Source organism: Carnobacterium sp. (genome assembly GCF_032094055.1).
In the GTDB taxonomy this organism is placed as follows: domain Bacteria; phylum Bacillota; class Bacilli; order Lactobacillales; family Carnobacteriaceae; genus Carnobacterium_A.
Map to the genome: position 1 here is coordinate 2,532 of NZ_DAMDAK010000051.1, position 1,630 is coordinate 4,161.

Here is a 1,630-nt window from a genome sequence, read left to right on the forward strand (position 1 = left end):
CAAACAAACCTTTGAGGATTACTTTAATGAGACCTTTAAGGATATCGCTCCTGCTAAGTAAGTTTTTAAGTTAGTGAATTGATATGCGTTATGAAAATGATTATCTTGAAATAAACTAGGAGGAAAAATTTATGTTTAGTAAACCAATTTTCAAACAAAGCGTGCGTACAAATGGCATCTTGTGGCTAGTAATTACTTTGGTAGCCAGCGCACTGCTCAGTAATTTCATTATCCGTTTTGACCCAGAAGATTTCAGTGCTCTTTCAGTAGCTGCAGAAGGTACTCAGTTTGGAGCGATTTTTTCTGGTTTTGGCACCATTTTAGGCACACTAGAAACTTTTTACAAGATGGTGGCGATTCTACTGGGGCTTGTTTACATTATCTTTTCAGCCAATAATTTGGTTGTTAACGAAGTCGATAGCGGATCAATGGCTTATACGTTATCAACACCAATTAAGCGCAGTACTGTGATTTTTACTAAAATGGCTTATATGGTTGGTTCAATTATTTTGATGTTTATTGTTTTGGCGGGTGTTGGAATGGGTGTTTCTGAATTAGTGCATCATAATATTACTGGCAGCCCCATTACCGAAGATGTTGAAGCGGCTGCTGATGCGATGGATCGCAATTCTAGTTATGTACGTGATCATTTATATATGATCAAAGATGATGAATATGCGATGCGGTCAGGTGCCGAAGCCCGCAGTATGGATACAGAAGCTTATAGCCAATACCTAGATCAAGCGATTTTGCGTGACAGTTACAAAGCTGCGGCGGCTGAATTGACAAAAGACCGGAAAGAAAAGTATAAAGATGACGACGATATGGACAAAGATGATATTGAAATTACTGAAGAGGAATTGGCAATGGATCCTAGTATGATTCTAAATAATAATGATGCCCTTTCAGCTGGAGCGAAAGTCACTGGTCAAAGCCTTAATGATTATCGTGCTTTTATTGGTAAGAAAGCAGCAGAGATGACAGACGGTAAAGAAGCACATGATACAAAAAGTGATGAAAGTAGTCAACTTCCAGCAGATGCTTCAATGATTTTATCCATTGCAGCTAAAGCTGGTGCCGAAGCAATTGACACTACAGAAACAAATATTCAAGACAATATGAGCTTGCTAAAAGGTGACGCTGCTTTAAAGGCTGGTGCCGAAGCAGCTAATGTCTCGGAGGATCAATTAAAAGACTTGATCAACAGTTCGATGGTCAATGCTGCTTTGAAATCAGATAATGCCATGAGCTTTGACATCGAAACATTCATTTGGCTGAATGTTGGAGCATGTCTCTTGATCTTAGCGATGGGAAGTATTTCTTTCTTTGCAAGCACTGTATTTAACCGCAGCAATCAAGCGATGATTCTAGGTGCTGGCTTGCCGTTTGCTTTCTTCTTGATCAGTATGGTCATTGAACAAAGCGATAGTTTGGAAAATTTGAAATATTTTTCATTGACTACTTTATTTAAAACTGACGAGATCTTAAGCAATGGCGATTTTGGGATTCCGTTACTGATTTTGGGAGGTATCGCTGCCGTCTTATTCGCAATCTCCAATGTGATTTTCTGCAGAAAAGATCTACCACTATAACTAAAATCAAATAAACTTCCATGCTTTTGTTGTATACG

The 1,630-nt window shown here is 38.6% G+C and carries 1 protein-coding gene; it reads left to right on the plus strand.

Annotated elements, in window-relative coordinates:
- Positions 1-131: 131 nt before the first annotated feature.
- The gene (locus tag RT405_RS08645; protein WP_313469117.1) at positions 132-1,592 is read left to right on the plus strand and encodes an ABC transporter permease subunit; all 1,461 of its coding nucleotides are present in this window, start codon (positions 132-134) and stop codon (positions 1,590-1,592) included.
- Positions 1,593-1,630 lie beyond the last annotated feature (38 nt).

Excerpts from the sequence above, each read along its gene's own strand:
- RT405_RS08645 (WP_313469117.1), top strand. The coding sequence starts at position 132 with ATGTTTAGTAAACCAATTTTCAAACAAAGCGTGCGTACAAATGGCATC.